The 15217-nt window shown below is 47.2% G+C and carries 16 protein-coding genes; 12 read left to right on the top strand and 4 right to left on the bottom strand.

Annotated features, from left to right (window positions below):
• Positions 1–25 precede the first annotated feature (25 nt).
• Positions 26–1201, bottom strand: coding sequence for an MGDG synthase family glycosyltransferase (locus ASL14_RS09235; protein ID WP_134911352.1), 1176 nt, complete (start codon positions 1199–1201; stop codon positions 26–28).
• A gap of 421 nt (positions 1202–1622) precedes the next feature.
• Here ASL14_RS09235 and ASL14_RS09230 point away from each other — a divergent pair, with 421 nt between their 5' ends.
• Together ASL14_RS09230 and map are read left to right on the top strand one after the other, a co-directional pair.
• A complete protein-coding gene (locus tag ASL14_RS09230; RefSeq protein WP_007428354.1) occupies positions 1623–1811 on the top strand; it encodes a hypothetical protein in 189 nt (62 codons plus the stop codon).
• A 138-nt stretch (positions 1812–1949) separates the two neighbouring features.
• Entirely contained in the window at positions 1950–2699 is a 750-nt protein-coding gene (gene map, locus ASL14_RS09225) for a type I methionyl aminopeptidase (RefSeq protein WP_134911351.1), read from the top strand.
• Positions 2700–2769: 70 nt separating this feature from the next.
• Here map and ASL14_RS09220 read toward each other — a convergent pair whose 3' ends face one another.
• The gene (locus tag ASL14_RS09220) at positions 2770–4056 is read right to left on the bottom strand and encodes a hypothetical protein (RefSeq protein ID WP_134911350.1); all 1287 of its coding nucleotides are present in this window, start codon (positions 4054–4056) and stop codon (positions 2770–2772) included.
• Between the two features lie 145 nt (positions 4057–4201).
• Between ASL14_RS09220 and ASL14_RS09215 the strand changes: the two genes are divergently transcribed.
• Positions 4202–4711: a GNAT family N-acetyltransferase gene (locus tag ASL14_RS09215; RefSeq protein ID WP_134911349.1), complete on the top strand. Its 510-nt coding sequence runs from the start codon at positions 4202–4204 to the stop codon at positions 4709–4711.
• A gap of 116 nt (positions 4712–4827) precedes the next feature.
• On the opposite strand, the gene ASL14_RS09210 is transcribed toward ASL14_RS09215, so the two are convergent.
• Positions 4828–6087: a DUF438 domain-containing protein gene (locus ASL14_RS09210; protein ID WP_134911348.1), complete on the bottom strand. Its 1260-nt coding sequence runs from the start codon at positions 6085–6087 to the stop codon at positions 4828–4830.
• A gap of 14 nt (positions 6088–6101) precedes the next feature.
• Positions 6102–6329, bottom strand: a complete 228-nt coding sequence (locus tag ASL14_RS09205) for a DUF1858 domain-containing protein (protein ID WP_134911347.1) — start codon at positions 6327–6329, stop codon at positions 6102–6104.
• A 234-nt stretch (positions 6330–6563) separates the two neighbouring features.
• Here ASL14_RS09205 and ASL14_RS09200 point away from each other — a divergent pair, with 234 nt between their 5' ends.
• From ASL14_RS09200 to ASL14_RS09160, 9 genes are all read left to right on the top strand, one after another.
• On the top strand, positions 6564–7283 hold the full coding sequence (locus ASL14_RS09200; RefSeq protein ID WP_134911346.1) for a hypothetical protein: 720 nt from the start codon (positions 6564–6566) through the stop codon (positions 7281–7283).
• Positions 7284–7323: 40 nt separating this feature from the next.
• The gene (locus tag ASL14_RS09195) at positions 7324–7767 is read left to right on the top strand and encodes a GntR family transcriptional regulator (protein WP_134911345.1); all 444 of its coding nucleotides are present in this window, start codon (positions 7324–7326) and stop codon (positions 7765–7767) included.
• The gene (locus tag ASL14_RS09190; protein ID WP_442953259.1) at positions 7751–8659 is read left to right on the top strand and encodes an ATP-binding cassette domain-containing protein; all 909 of its coding nucleotides are present in this window, start codon (positions 7751–7753) and stop codon (positions 8657–8659) included. The genes ASL14_RS09195 and ASL14_RS09190 overlap by 17 nt, the downstream gene beginning before the upstream one ends.
• On the top strand, positions 8656–9558 hold the full coding sequence (locus ASL14_RS09185; RefSeq protein WP_134911343.1) for an ABC transporter ATP-binding protein: 903 nt from the start codon (positions 8656–8658) through the stop codon (positions 9556–9558). Before ASL14_RS09190 ends, ASL14_RS09185 begins: the two co-directional genes overlap by 4 nt.
• Entirely contained in the window at positions 9551–10879 is a 1329-nt protein-coding gene (locus ASL14_RS09180) for an ABC transporter permease (RefSeq protein ID WP_134911342.1), read from the top strand. Before ASL14_RS09185 ends, ASL14_RS09180 begins: the two co-directional genes overlap by 8 nt.
• A 525-nt stretch (positions 10880–11404) precedes the next feature.
• Positions 11405–12535, top strand: coding sequence for a pentapeptide repeat-containing protein (locus ASL14_RS09175; RefSeq protein ID WP_134911341.1), 1131 nt, complete (start codon positions 11405–11407; stop codon positions 12533–12535).
• 30 nt (positions 12536–12565) lie between these two features.
• Positions 12566–13114, top strand: a complete 549-nt coding sequence (locus ASL14_RS09170) for a hypothetical protein (protein WP_223264341.1) — start codon at positions 12566–12568, stop codon at positions 13112–13114.
• A gap of 20 nt (positions 13115–13134) precedes the next feature.
• Positions 13135–13794, top strand: coding sequence for a hypothetical protein (locus ASL14_RS09165; protein ID WP_134911339.1), 660 nt, complete (start codon positions 13135–13137; stop codon positions 13792–13794).
• Positions 13791–15215 (top strand): phage baseplate assembly protein V, encoded by a 1425-nt coding sequence (locus ASL14_RS09160; RefSeq protein WP_134911338.1) that lies wholly within the window; start codon positions 13791–13793, stop codon positions 15213–15215. Before ASL14_RS09165 ends, ASL14_RS09160 begins: the two co-directional genes overlap by 4 nt.
• Positions 15216–15217 lie beyond the last annotated feature (2 nt).

The raw sequence follows: 15217 nt of genomic DNA, 5'->3' as shown, positions 1-15217 counted from the left end.
TCTCCTCCGTCTGGCTTATTCTTCGTTAATTTGTCCGTATGGAAGGGGTTTTATCCACAAGCTGGTGTAAAATATCCTCGGCAATCCGGTCTGCGGGATGAGGTTTGCGCAGTTGCTCAATCGACTGTTTCATTCCTAGAGCGAGAGAGGGATTGGAGATCAGGTCGACGCAAAGTTGAATTAGCTCTTGCGTATTACGGGCAATGCGAGCAGCTCCTTTTTGCTCCAGATACAGGGCGTTATTCAGCTCCTGACCGGGTACAGGCTTGAACACAAGGATGGGTAATCCAGAGGCGATGCTTTCCGAGAGTGTGATGCCGCCGGGCTTGGTAATGACCATATCGCTTGCACGCATGAGTGCGGGAACATAGTCGATGAATCCAAAGATGCGGATACCGGGATGATCTGCATACAGCGCATCCAACTCGGCTTTTAGCTGCGGATTACGTCCGCAGACGATCAGTAGCCGCAGCTGCGGGAGACGGCTCAATTGCCGACAAATGTCCAATATGCCTGACATCACGCCATAGGCACCTGCCATAATGAGCAGTGTTGTCGTTCCCGGATCTGACGGAGGAATTGGATAATCCTCAGCAACATCAGCATCAGCATCTTCTGGATCAGTATCTTCGGCAAGCCTTTTATAAAACGAAGCATGAATCGGGATGCCTGTGGCGACAATCCGTTCGGAAGGGATTCCCCGCTGTGCGGCTTCCTGTTGTATATCCTCGGTTGCCACATAGTAACGATCAATATCGGGATGCAGCCAGCGCCCGTGCAGGTCAAAGTCTGTAACCACGTTCACAATGGGCAGCTTCAACCCCAATTTGCGGCGTAACGCCGGGAGAGCGAGCTGCGGGAACGTATGTATAACAAGTTCAGGCTTCTCCTCTTCCAGAGTGAGCGCGAGCTGGCGCATCCCAAAGGAATGCAGCACACTGCCAAAGGCCGATTTTGCCTGCATTCCACGGGTTATGTTATAGACCCAACCGTAAAGCCCGGGAATGGTTTTGAAGCTTTGCATATAGACAAATTTGGTTAAACCGTTCAACCAGGGATGGGATTCAGCCATCAGGTCGAGTAACTGAACCTCGCAGCGTCCGAGTCTCCGCAAACTGTCCATAATCGCCCGGGCGGCCTGCACATGGCCTTCTCCGTAGCTGGCATACAATATTAAAATTTTTGGTGCTGCGGCTTCCATTATGTCTAGCCCCCTATTATTCAATAAGCACATGTAGCTCATTTCAGGAACATTCCCATCCATTCTCCCTGTATGTTTATTTATTTTACCCCAAACACATACACTCCAAAAGCCGATAAATAGAGTATACTGTCCTGCACCAATCAAAAGGGACATCCAGATATGACGTGTAACGTAAAATTTGGGTAAAATATATGTAAAATTGCTGGAAAGCTGAAAGCTGTACCTGAATATGTTATAATGGGGAAGTGATTCAGCCAATAGAAATTCGGTTAATAATAGTGTCAGGTACACGCCTTACATAAGGCATTCCCGACCTAAGCTGCATTAAGACATACTACTTCACTGCATAAGGACATCAATACTTTTCGGCATTCTCTTCAACGGAGCACTTATTTTCAACGTTTTGGGAGGGAGTAACATGGCAACGAAAGGTCACAATGAAGTTAAGGAAAGTCTGCGGGAAATGACTCGAATTTTCCGGCCTAAGGATCCCAAAAAATTTGTAAAGGAATATGTGCGAAAATACCGGATTACAGGAGGGTATGAGGAAGAGTTGACCATGGTGGTGGAAAACGAACTCGGTCGCATAAATTCTTCAGTATCTTAAAGGGTTCGATTACCCGAAAAACTAGAAATACGACTTTTATAAACCGTCTATCCACAGAGGAGACGGTTTTTTTGTGTCCGCCCTGCATACAATGGGATAGGTTTAGTGAATTTGTATGCCTAAAGGAGGCGGATTCCAATAGAGATAGCGATACGAACACCGGAGGAAATCGGCTATATGAGGGAGGCCGGACGTATTTTGGCAGATTGCCATCGTGCGCTGGAAAGTCGTATTCTTCCGGGAATCACAACGCTTGAAATCGATGCTTGGGTGGAGCAGTTTTTAAGCAAGCGCGGAGCCACGCCTGAACAAAAGGGCTATAAAGGTTTCCCTTATGCCACCTGCGCTTCGGTCAACGAGGTGGTGTGCCATGGTTTTCCATCGGAGCGAGTGCTTCATGATGGGGATATTGTGACCATCGACATTGTCGTCAATAAGGACGGCTGGCTGGCCGACCGGGGCTGGACCTATGCAGTAGGTAACGTCAGTCGCCCAGTAGCGAGGCTGCTACGGCAAACGCATAAGGCACTGGTGCGCGGAATCGAAGTCGCCCGTCCGGGCAGGACACTGGGGGACATTGGGCACGCAGTGGAAAAAGCGACAGGATGGCGGCGGTACGGCATCGTGAAGCCCTTGATCGGGCACGGTATTGGTCGTCAGATGCACGAGCCGCCGGATGTTTTGCACTATGGCCGTGCCGGGACGGGGTTACCGCTGCGCGAAGGGATGGTGATTACCATCGAGCCGGTATTTACCCTCGGAACGGAGGGGGCTGTATTGTGGGGGGATGATGGCTGGACCATCACCTCGGCGGACGGCAGTTGGGGCGCACAATATGAGCACACGATTGCGATCACGAAGAACGGCCCGTACATTTTGACCGCATAAAGATCGGTACAGCCATAGGGAGTCCAATTTGCCTGGCATGGGCAAAGGGCTCTCTTGGCGGGCTTTTTATTCAGGATGACACGTTCATCGTATTCAGAGAGATTTTCCGGTAAAGCCACAGATAGATACCTAATTCGACGGGTGAGGAAACAGCCATAACGATTCCTGCCACCTGTCCGTCCAGCCCCGGAAAAAAGGAGATGCATAAAATGAGCGCGAGAATCGCAAAGAAAACGGAGAACAGCCTGCCGATGAAAACAGGTTTGGTATTGCCGATCAATATCGACCGTCCGATGAAATATTCTACCCATGGATAAAATGCAACATAGATTGAAAGTATGCGAAGCAATCCTCTCGTTTCCACCAGTAGTTCCCCTTCCAGTCCCAACACATTCCGCAAAATAGGGTCACCTGCAAATTCAAAGGACAGCAGCAGCAATAATAACGGCGACAGGGCGGACAGAACGCTCAAAAATATCAGTACCTCCCGACGCCTGCTCGTGTAGAATTGAATGACGATCTGATGCAGGGAACTGCAAAACCAGACGAACAGATTCAGGATTTGCAGAGCCACGGAGAAGGAGGCTACGGCCAATAATGGATCGGTTGTATTGTTCAGCGCAGCCTGTATGGACGGATTCAGAACAACCAGCACCAGCGCCGAATACAGCAAGGGGAGATAAAAAGGAAGCAGATGGCTTGCACGGTGGATGGTTTGCTCGCCGTTGTCGGGCGGCAGCTTTTTTTTCAAAACGCGGCCTTCCAAAAAGGTAACGACCAGTTCAATGAAGATGCCTGCAATAAAGATGGCAGCACCAATCCGTCCGTCATTCGTCCAGCCTGCACGAATTAGGAACCAGGATGCGATTAGCATCGCGACAATACGAATGGACGAGCTGAACGTCATCCAGGCCGTCCGGTGCTTGTTAATAATAAGCCCCTGATAGATGTTGCGGACGGCTACTAATATGTACAGTAAAGTAAGCACCTGAAACACACTCTTGGTGGGTTCGATCAAGGCAGGAGATACGCCGAATACATATTCAAAGACCAGGTTTCCAGCAGGTGTAAGACCAATGCTCCAGCCGATGACCAGTACAGCCGCCGCTACACACGCACATAAAATACTGATAGAACGAACGGATTTGCGGTCATATCCGAATTTCGTGGTCATCTGTCGTACGGCGGTTAACGGGGTTTCCAGCAGCAGGCACAGGCTGACTGCCACCGCATAGCTGCTCAATGTGAACGAAGGATGCTCCGAGCGCGCGAGCACGGCATTGACGATGACATGAGTCAGCGCGGCAATCAATGATGAGATGCCAAGCGGAACGTAGAATGAAATGATTTTATTCAAGTCCAATCCTCCAGTAATGAATGATGAGTAAAGGGATTGCCGTTGCATCGAGCTTCCGTAAACAATGGTAATTCTTATTATAGATCAAGAATGGGCTCATCGGTATAATAGAGAGCATAATATTGGAAATGGAAGTGGAGCCAACATGATGATCAGAGAAGCGACGATATCAGATACGGCAGGCATCGCCAAGGTACATGTGGATTGCTGGAGAACCACCTACAAAAATATCATACCCGCCGAGGTTCTGGAACGACTTTCCTATGAGCAAAGAACAGAGCTGTGGAAATCAAATATATCCAGTGAAGACGATCATCAGGTATATGTGGTAGAAAATGAGAAGGGGGAAATCAGCGGATTTGTGAGTGGAGGGCCGGAAAAGTCAGGTGAATATCCCCCGTATGAGGGAGAGGTAACTGCTATTTATGTGTTAAAAGAATACCACAGTCTAGGATGGGGAAAGCAATTATTCATGCGTCTTCTTCAACATTTAAGCAGTATGGACATACACTCTGCCATCGTGTGGGTGTTAGCAGATAATCCGGCTCGCTATTTTTATGAGCAACTGGGAGCCAAGCTTATAGTAGAGCAGCATCTTATAAAAATGGGTGACAAGAACCTGAACATGGTGGCTTACGGGTGGGAACATAAATAGCGGACTGTACAAATGGAAAGGAGTCTTTCTCTACATGTAAAGTGGAGAAAGACTCCTTTGATGTTAGCTGGAGGCGACAGGAATACGGTGAGTAATCTTTTTGTAGCGGATAATGATTACTCGGATAAAATCCGTTTCTGCCCTTCCAAGGCACGAATAGGTGCGATGTTTTGCGTGAATTCTAGCGTTCCCAGATAGCGGTCTTCTGCATCACGGATGGCAAAATAGCGGATATAGACAAATTTGTCCTTGATCGGAATCCAAAAATCTTCAGCATCCTTGCGGCCAGCCTTAAAATCCTCCAGCAGCTTCTCGACGACATGCACGCTTTGCGGCGGGTGGCAATTCTGCACGGTACGTCCAATGACGGCTTTCGTGCGAGCGAAGATTCGTTCTTTACCATGGGAAAAATAGCGAACGACATCATTTTCATCGATAAAAGTCAGGTCAACGGGTAGATGGTTCAACAGCAGTTCCAATTGTTGCACAGATACAATCCCCGTCTCGAATCGCACAAAGCCTTGGGGAGTTCCTGATGTTCCTTCCTGTTGCTCATCCATTTCCACAGGCTCCTCTGCCCGCTCAGGTATCCATTCCCGCTCGGGAGCGGTCAGGCAGAATCCGATTTCTGCACTTTCACGGGCTATTTTGAGCCACTCATCCTCTGTTAGCTTACCCAGTGCCATCGGCAGCAAAATATTCTCTTCCTTGAATATCATTTCGTTCACTTCGGTCATGATATGGGCAAGCGCCTTTCCAATCTGTTCACGATCTCCGTTATATTCGGCGAGCAGACTCTTCGCCTCCTTAATCGCGGCACGAATGCTGTCGTCTACACCCCACATTACCTTGGTTGGGCCGAAAATTCCATAGCGTTCTAAATAAGGAAATACCAAGTTTTCTTTACGGCTATAGTGCTTATCAAGATCCAGCAGCAGACTTAAATCCTCCAGCAGCTTGTAAATGATTTTGGGGCTATCATCCTTTTGAAATTGATCTGCGTGCAGTGCGAGCTGGAAGTTGACTAGTCGTTCGATCTCCCGATTTTCCAGTTTGAAGGTATGAACGGGATGTCCCGGTTGTTCCTCTGGCCCTGAAGGACGATGAATATCCTCAATGGAACCCTTGAATATCGATGTATGCACGGAACAAAGACGCTGCACTTCCGATACGGGAATTCCCTCCTCGGTCATCAATGCATGCTCCATGGCCGAAATTTCTGCCACGCTTACTCCGCCAACTGCCACTGCGAAGCGCGCTTTGACTTCATCCACGCTTTTCCCGTCATGTAGTTCCTTCATAATTTCCTTTAATATTTGCTGGCGTTCTGTGAGTTCCTTTGCTGTGTGTTCGCGGTTATTGATCAGCTCGCTCATGATGGTTAGCTCCTTTATTTTTGAATAGTAAAACCATGTTGCAAAAATGTCCGCTGCACGGTTTCCATAGCTACTTTTTTCAATGCAATACCTTTGGACAGTGTCATGAAACGACCTGCGGTTTGTAACATGCCAGGCTTGGCGATATCGTGAAAACTCAGTTCTACCATAATGTCCTTCACTTCGGGATAGCGGTTAACAAGGTTAAATATTGGCTCATCCCAGTGCAGTATCTTATCCATTTGTTCATCCCCTAGATTGAGAACGTTTATCATTTACAGAGTAGCATAGGTCCTGACGAGCTTTTGTGATTGTACGCACAATTTACATTCAGGTGTTGACAGTTGTAATTCACAGTTTATATACTGTGTATAAAGACATATACAGTAATCACACTGATTATTGTAATAATAACTTCGTATGAGAGAGAACGAGGTCGTCATTACAGGCAGTGCAGAAGGGATCAGGATAAGAAAATGACAATCATCAAGCAGGCATGGAAGATTACCCGTCAGGATTTTCGCAACAATCCATATGTCATGCTGTGGACATTGCTGTTTATTGCGTATTTGGGATTTACCATGAGTTTTGCTGTAAGTGTGCAATGGGGTGAACGTGGAGACTTGAGTCCAGCAGCCGATTTTGTCATGCTGGTGCTGATTCCGTTTCTCGGATTCATTTATAACCGACGTACATTCAAATATTTGCAGGAAGATTCCTATACGCATATGCTGGCTTTTCTCCGTCTATTGCCTATACCAGTGAGTGCGGTGATTATGAGCCGAATTCAACAGGCGCTTTTGGCGTTTGTTGCGAATAGTGTGATATTTTTTACTCTCTTGTTTACGTTGTCAGCTACGTTTCGGGTATATGCCAGTACAGGTTTCTTTGTATCGTTTGCACTTACCTGGATAGGCTACGGAATGCTGATTCAAGCCATTTATATTCATTTGGAATTTCTTAAAAAAGGAAAAGCCTACTTTTGGCTATCTATTGTCATCATGCTAATATGCGGGATTGTTACAATTATAGTTCGAGTATGTGGGACCAATCTGGTATCGATAACGGCATCTTACAGCAAGGAATGGCGGCTGTTGTCTCCGGTGATGTGGGGAGCGCTGCTGGCAGGAGCTCTGGGCATGTGGGTGTCCTATCGGGTGACACAGCGTAAGCTCATGAAACGGGATTTAGCTTAGCAGTATGTGTATAAAGATAACTATAAAGGGGGGGAAGCAGGTGAATATACCAGTGCAAATTGATGAGAATAGCGCGGAACCGCTGTATGCGCAGATTGAAAAGCAACTTCGTTCACTCATCGTAACCAGACAGATTGCAGCGGGAACGCTGCTTCCCTCCATTCGGGAGTTTGCAGGGACGCTCCGCTGCAGCGTCATCACCATCCGGCGGGTCTATCAGGATTTGGAGAACGAGGGCTTGCTTCGTACCCGGCAGGGGACGGGCACCTTCGTAGCTCTGGTCGAGGACGATAAGCGCTCAGGTTACCGCCTTAAAGCAGTGACCGAGGCGTTGGAAACGGCGGTTGACACAGGCATCGCTGTGCAGATGACAGAACAGGAATTGTTGGAGCTTTTCGCAGACATGGTGAAGAGAAAGTATGAGTCCAAGCGAAGGAGTGATGCCCGTGGAAACACCAATCATAGAGATGAGCCAAGTCTATAAAAAGCGGGGAAACCGGGAGATCGGACCAATTAATTTGACGATAGAACCGGGATATGTGGTCGCTTTGGCTGGACATAACGGATCAGGGAAAAGCACATTGCTGCATCTGCTAACCCAGCTTGTCCATCCGGATTCTGGTGAAATTCGCTGGTTCGGTCAGGCGTATCCGGATGGTATGCCCATAGATACGCGGCAGTGGGTTGGATATGTGCCGGAACAGCCGACCCGTGAGGAAGACCGACTTACGGCAGAAGCAGCAGCGGCTTTTCGGGCGTTGTGGTATCCGGGCTGGGACAAAACGCGTTTCCAGCGGTTGCTGGAACGCTTTCAGGTCCCGCAGCATACGAGATTATCGCGTATGTCCAAGGGAGAGCGCCGCAAGTTTGAGCTGGCTGCTGCCTTGGCGCCTCATCCCCGTTTGCTGCTGCTCGACGAACCTTCGTCGGGATTGGACCCTTTTGCATGGAAGATTATGCTGGAGGAACTGCGAGATTGTATGGAAAACGGTAAAACGACGGTCATTATCGCAACTCATATCATGGAAGAGATCAAGCGTTTGGCCGATTATATTGTCCTGATGCATGAAGGACGGCTGCTCGGCAAGCTGGAAAAGGACCACTTGCTCGAAAATAGCAAGGAAATGTGGTTTGAGGGGACGCCAGAGGAAGCATCGGAGCTGCCGGGGGTTATAGAGACAGAGAGCGATGGCGGATTGCAGCGGATTGTAACGTTGGCAGCCGGAGAAGCTAGCGCCATATTGGAGCAGGAGGGCATTCGTCCGATCCGTGTGCGGAGTTTGGAGCTGGATGATATTTTATGGCATTGGTCTGCGGGACAAATCCCGGGAGGTACTGAGATTTTAGGGGAGAAAAAGGGGGCTGGGGATTCATGAGTATGCTGCAATTGGAGCAGGTTGTGAAGCAATATGGCAACCACACGGCGGTTAACGGCATTTCGCTGGATGTGAGCGGCGGAGAGATTTACGGACTGTTGGGAGGCAATGGAGCAGGCAAAACGACAACGATGCGCATGGTACTCGGTCTGATTTACCCTGATGGCGGAAGCATTCAATATGAGGGCAAGCCATATAGCAAGGAGCTTCAACGGACGATGGGTTATTTGCCTGAGGAACGAGGGTTGTATCCCAAGGTAAAGGTGAGCGAGCAAATTAACTATTTAGGCAGGCTGCGCGGAATGTCGTCCAAGGATGCGGACAAAAGTCTGCGCTATTGGCTGGAACGCTTCGGCGTGCCTGAATATTACAATAAGCGGATTGAAGAGTTATCCAAGGGGAATCAGCAGAAAATGGGCTTTATTGCAGCCGTTGTGCATCGCCCGACGTTGCTCATTTTGGATGAGGCATTCAGCGGGCTTGATCCTGTGAACGTCGAGCTGCTTAAGGATACGGTGAAGGAGCTGCGGGACGACGGGGCTGCAATTTTATTCTCGACTCACCGGATGGAGCATGTAGAGGAGCTGTGTCGCCATATTACGATTTTGCATCGTTCGAATACAGTTGTGCAGGGAAATGTGCAGGAGATTAAAGGCCGCTACCCGCGTGAAAAGGTTCGTCTCATCACGACTGGCGAAGTGAACGGACTGGAACAACTGCCCGGCGTACGCCGTGTAGAGCGAATGGACCGGGGCTGGATGCTGCATATTGAACAGCCGGATGCGGCCAAGTTGATTTTACAAACGGCGTTGGAGCAAACGGATGTAGAGCATTTTGAAATTAAAGAGCCTACGCTGAATGAAATTTTCATACGAGAGGTGGGTGATTCTCATGAATAGACTGGGTACGGTTATCGGTTTTACGTTTCGCCAGAAGGCGAGAACCAAATCTTTTGTCATTACAACGCTGGTGCTGGCATTGCTCATTACCATTGGCATGAATCTGCCGTATCTGATTTCTTTGTTTAAGGGAGAAGGAATGGGTGGTGCAGGGGGTTCCGGTAAATCCGCTGCTGAGCATCATCGCCTGGGACTGATTGCCGGGAGCCGGACAGAAGTGGCGAGTCAGCTGGAGCAATTCACCAAGGAGCAATCCAACCCGGCAGCCATTTGGGTGCGTTATGACAACATACAAACGCCAGCAATGCAGCAAGCCTTGAAAAACGGAGAGCTGCAAGGTTACGTGCAGTTCACGGAGCCTACCGCAACGGGAGAAACTTTTCCCAAGGTAGAGTACGTATCGGTTGAAAAAGAGCCGTCCCCGGCTGTAATCACATTGCTACAAACCGGACTTCAGGAGGCAAAGGTCAAGGCTATGATCGGTGTGAATACCTTGACCAGTGAGCAAGTCCGTGAAATTAGTACGCCTGTTACCGTGCACAGTCGAGAAGTGAACAGTCCCTCTGAGGCAGGTCGTGCTGCCGGAACAGAGGACAAAGAAGCTTCCATGATTAACTATGGCTTGGTCTATGTACTCATGATTTTATTTTTCACCTCGTCGATGATGACGGGTAATATGATTGCCTCAGAAGTGACTTCGGAAAAAAGCTCACGCATCATGGAAATTCTCATCACGAGCGTATCGCCGTTGACCCAGATGTTTGGGAAGATCATTGGTATCTTTCTGGTGGGCCTGCTGCAAATTGCTGTTTTTGCCGCTGTGGTGAGTGCGAACCTCATGCTGCCGCATAACAGCGTTATCCTCAGCTCGGCCGGGCTGGATTTGTCGCAGTTGAATACCTCAGTGCTTAGCTATGGCCTGGTTTTCTATATCCTCGGTTACTTCCTGTACGCGGTATTGTTCGCCGCTGTCGGCTCTATTGTTAGCCGTACGGAAGAGTTGGGTCAGGCGATTATGCCAATTACTGTACTGTCACTGGCGGCCTTTTATATCGGCATCTTCAACATCGCCGCACCTGACACGATGTTCGTCAAGGTCGCCGGGTATATCCCATTTTTCTCGCCGACCGTTATGCTGCTGCGGATTGGTCTGGAGCGGGCGAGCCTGCTGGAAATCTGGCTGTCACTTGGTATTCTGGTCGCCTCCATTTTGTTGTTCGGTTGGCTGGCCGCCAAGATCTACCGTACGGGCGTCTTAATGTATGGCAAACGTCCTTCGTTCAAGGAGTTAAGAAAGGCCATGAAGGCGTACAAGGTATAAGATTGAATTTGATTTGTGTGTGTGGTGTCATAATTAATGGAATATTTTCAGATCAAATGAGAAAAAATTTTCACAATTGATGAGAAATGAATATTTATGCATTGATATACATTAGTGTGGAGTTGTTGTATGGTGTCTGAGTAGAAGAAGGTAGCAGAGAAATAAACTATTTGAAGAGACGGCCATGAGTACAACAGGTTCAAGCCACTCAAGGAGGAATGATGGGCTTGGAAGTCTTACGTGGGACTGTGGTCGTTCGGTAAAAGAAACTAAATAATATGTAATTTCTCCGAATGGGTGGGTTCAATTGTGAATCCACCCATTTTCCATTGAACACAGTTATGGTTCTTTCTGTAAACAAAATCACTAATCTGTCCGATACATACATAAGGATGATTTATTGTTAAATATACCCTTGAAAATTATGATTTCACATATCATTTATATTAGATTTCGGTTCAAGATAACCAGCTACTTTAATATGCACAGCATTATGTAATGCAACAACCAGAAAGGAGATGGAACGTGAATCGTGAGGAAATTCTTCAACATTTTGCAAATGAGGTCTACGAACCGCTTAAGCACCAAATGTTATTCGTGTTGGAAGCCTCTTTTCAAAATCATAAGCATGCTTTGGCCAAGACATTTCGCAATTCACTGGGGCAAATACTTAGGAAAGTCAAGCAGATGCAACAAGAAGGTACCAAACAGGCGTTGGGATATATATCTTACTCCATGCTCCGTACCGAATTAGCAAACGGAAGGGCGACCTATTTAGTGGAGGCGATGGATAAGAGATGGTTTATGGATCTCCATCCTTGCCGAGATACTTATGATGCGAATTGGGCATTTCGCTATTTGGACGAGTGGGAGACGGAATTAAGTAAGCACGCTAAGAAATATGGTGGAAGAATCGGATTAGATGATATTCAGAGGATGAAATTGCACGTGGCAGTACATGTTCATCAATATATCATTGCTTTGGCGCGTTTTAGTACAGAAGAATGGCTGGATGAAATACAGTTTGCTCATGAAATACAGTTGGAAGATGTGTTCGAACTAAGAGTCGGAGAGTATTTAGACCAAAGTGAAGTCGTTTATAAACGGGATATACGTGTCAAAGATTCCATCGTGATGAAAGACTGGCTAGAGGAAAAAAAGCCCTACGACTACATACATGAAGTTTTCCGCAGGATCGATGGGTCTCAAGGAAATTATGAGGGAATACGTCTACAATATGCCTATTTGAGTGAAAGTTCTTTTAACAATAGTGTTTTTACAGGAGGAAATTTGATCGGTTCCCGTTGGAATAAAGCCTGTTTACAAGAAGCGGATTTTAGCGGTTGTTTGATTCAGGAAGCCCGTTTTGAACAAGCCAACTTAAAAGGAGCATCTTTCCGGGATGCAATAGCTGTACCTGGAATTTACCAGTCTGAAAGATGGGAAAGACCCGGTTTTCAACCCGTAAGTTTTGCAGGAGCGGATCTTACAGGAGCCCAATTTCAGGGTGCTTACTTACAGGATGCGGATTTCACCGGGGCCATATTGCAGGGGGCAAACTTCATTGGTGCAGCTTTAGAAGGAGCCTGTTTCAAAGGAGCGGTGCTGGATGGAACCCGATTCAGTTTAGGCATGCATCCAGTTGCCCAGGATTGAACTTCATTTGGATGACACCATGTGGGACAGATGGAATGGAAGGGACGTGGCATAGTGGAGTATTTTCTTTGTCAGCAGGATGATCGGATGTTGCATTCTGCTGTTCCCGTATGGGACGAAGAGGCCAATGCAGAGATGGTAAATATAAATGATTGGACGGAATGGCCCTCTTCTTATGCTGCACAGTTTAAGGTCAAGGGTCACGAATACACGGTTTACCCTGATATTCTGATGGGTTCCAGGATGATGGTATCTGATTCTGTGCATGAGTTGTTACAGGTCTATACGCCGAGCCTGTTCAGTCGTATGGCTTTGTTTCGGGATATGGAGCGTTCGCAGCAAAAGTTGTACTGGATGATTCAGCCCCCTTTAGTGGATTGTGTAGGTGAGCTAAGTCAATTTCATCCCGGAGGAACATTGATGAAGTTGGTAGTAGATCGAGAGCGCACCGAGGGAAGGCCTTTATTGCAAGTTCAAGGTTTGCGTGAAACCTGTACATTAGTAAATCTGGCATTAGCAGAAAGTCTGTTGCGGAGGGGAACGAGCGGTATCTCCTTTCAGGAAGTCGATATGCAGTAGCGAAATGGGAGGAGATATTTGTGGAACATCTGGATAAGAAAATTGTTTCTTTGCTACATACAGTAACAACTGAAAATGCCGAAAATAATCCATCCTCAACTGAGGTTGAAGCTTTAAGTCACGCGCACGAGAAGGAGCCGTTTGGGCAACCTTTACAAACACTCATGCAGCTTAATGGGGAAAGTCTGGTTTTTGCTCAGCGATATGTATTGGATGAACGCATCAGTATTACAATGCCAAAGAGCTTTCGGGATATGCCCATTCACGAGCAACGATTAAAATATCCTTCTCACCATCGCCCAGATTTTATTTTCACCAATGAGGCAGGCACGATTAACTTAACCTTCAAGCATACCGAAAGTCCGTTACAAACAGAAGAGTTGGAGAACTTTACGGATGAGATGGCTCAGGTGGTCAAACAAACCCAGAAGTTGACTGAATGGTTTGGTCATGAAGTGCTGGAGAATGAAGAGTGTCGGATTGGATACTGCGAATTTATGACGCCTGTATGGAACGCCCGTGTGTATAATCTATCCTTTTTTACAGTGCTGGAAGAACGTGCGCTAATGTGTACTTTTAATTGTACGGATGAAGAGATGGCAACCTGGCAGCCGGTAGCCCGTGGTATGCTGCTAACTTTGAAAATCGAGTCTGATCGAAAGGAAAATAAACCCTTATGACATTAAACCACATTACATATGATCGGCTGCAAATTACACCATTTGAATTGGTGAGTATTCAGGAATTGCGTATGACCAAGCGGGTGAATGAGCACACCCGGCTCTCTTTTACGGCTATTTTACCTGAAGACTTACAGGACAGTTATGTTCAATTGATCGAAGCCGATTCCCCGGTTTGTGTATCACAATTGGATGAGGCAGGCACTCCAACACCGCTATTTAACGGAACGGTGCTTCATATGGAAGTCAAAGCTGTCCGAGATGTGTATTACCTGGAGGTCGATGCTATATCACACACGTATAAATTAGATATTCGCAAAAAAGACAGGTCCTTTCAAGATAAAAATATGAAGGTAGAGGAATTGTTGCGGGCTGTAGGTGCGGATTATCCCGGTTTTGACATCATTGATTCGGCTACAGGGGGAGCGGCTTTAGGCCGTTTAGCAGTCCAATATCGTGAAACAGATTGGGAGTTCCTTAAGCGGATCGCTTCGCGTTATCATACTTCACTCATGCCTGCCTCGGTGTTTGAAGTGCCGAAGTGTTATTTTGGTGTTGAGGAGACCCAGTCAGGACTTGATTTAACGAATTATCATTATACCGTCAGCAAACGAGTTGCGGATTATCGTTATTTTAACGGCAATGATACAGCACATGTAAACGAGCATGATTTTATTGATTACCTGGTTGAGGCGGAGCAAGTTTTAGAGTTAGGTAGCACCGTTACCTTTAAAGGTAAAAGCTTGTATGTGTACAAGGTAGACACTCACATGCAAAAGGGTGTGCTACAGCATGTGTATACCTTAACTTCTCACAAGGGATTGAGACACAAGGAAGTATTTAACGAACAGCTTATCGGTCTGTCTTTACCAGGTAAAGTCATTCAGGTAGAGCGAGATCGTATCCAATTACATTTGAATATAGATGCCGTTCAAGACCCTGCGAAGGCCCACTGGTTCACGTATGTTTCTCCTTATACTGCGGAAGGACATAGCGGATGGTACGTGATGCCTGAGTTGGGAGATACCGTGCTACTCTATTTCCCTGCCCATCGGGAAGAAGAAGGCATGGCAAGTACATCTCTGCGCCAAAAGAATCAGAGTGTAGAGCAGTATGCTCTTGCTAATCCCGACATCAAATTATTCCGTACGGCCCACGGTAAGGAAATCAAATTAACTCCCGATGAAATTGTAATCACCAGTAAGGAGGGAGCTGTGTATATACAGTTAAATGAGAAGGATGGTATTCATATTGTAAGCGACAAACAGATCCATTTCTCAGCAGGAGGAAATATCTCCATTCATTCCGGCAGTAAAGTGAAGATCACGGCAGGGGATGAAATTCAAATGACCAGCAAAGGCAGCACCGTATCGCTGGGCGGAATAACCAATGTTCTGGGTAGTGAAGTGAAGACGAACTAAGA

It is taken from the genome of Paenibacillus sp. IHB B 3084 (genome assembly GCF_001447315.1).
In the GTDB taxonomy this organism is placed as follows: Bacteria; Bacillota; Bacilli; order Paenibacillales; family Paenibacillaceae; genus Paenibacillus.
The sequence above is the reverse complement of the archived record's forward strand: the minus strand, read 5'-3'. Positions and strand labels throughout refer to the sequence as shown.